This is a genomic window from Agreia bicolorata (assembly GCF_000938265.1).
Classification (GTDB): domain Bacteria; phylum Actinomycetota; class Actinomycetes; order Actinomycetales; family Microbacteriaceae; genus Agreia; species Agreia bicolorata.
The window spans coordinates 1-488 of record NZ_JYFC01000020.1 but is presented as its reverse complement, the minus strand read 5'-3'; the positions used below and the strand labels follow the sequence as shown (position 1 = coordinate 488).

Sequence of the window (488 nt, the reverse complement as noted above, 5' to 3'; positions counted from 1 at the left end):
CTCACCCTCATTGACAGTGATGTTCGTCATCGTGACGTTACCCGTGTTCGTGAACACGAACGAATACGTGATCGTGTCACCCACCTTCCCGGCCTGCGCCGGATCAGCAGACTTCACCATCGTCAAACCCGGAGCCGGATTCGCCGTCACCACCGCGCTCGACGGCGGCGACGTAACAGGGGTCCCATCAGGCGGCGTCCCCGTCGACGTCGCCGTGTTCGTGATCGAGCCCGCATCAACATCAGCCTGCGTCGCCACATACGACGCCGTGCACGTCACCGACGCACCCGGCGCCAACGACGCCGCACCAGCAGGACACGTGACCGCCGGAGCCGTCCCCGTTCCAGAGAACGCCGTCTCAGCAACCGTGACATCCGTCATCGTCACATTGCCCGTATTCGTCACAACAAACGAATACGCAACCGCATCGCCCGCCTTCGCAATCGACGACGGATCAGCAGACTTCACCACAGCCAACGACGGATTCG

At 62.3% G+C, this 488-nt stretch carries 1 protein-coding gene; it reads right to left on the bottom strand.

Annotated features, from left to right (window positions below; genetic code table 11):
• Positions 1-468, bottom strand: a 468-nt coding sequence (locus TZ00_RS20660; RefSeq protein WP_420796242.1) for a DUF7507 domain-containing protein, incomplete at its 3' end; no start/stop codon positions are given.
• Positions 469-488: the final 20 nt, after the last annotated feature.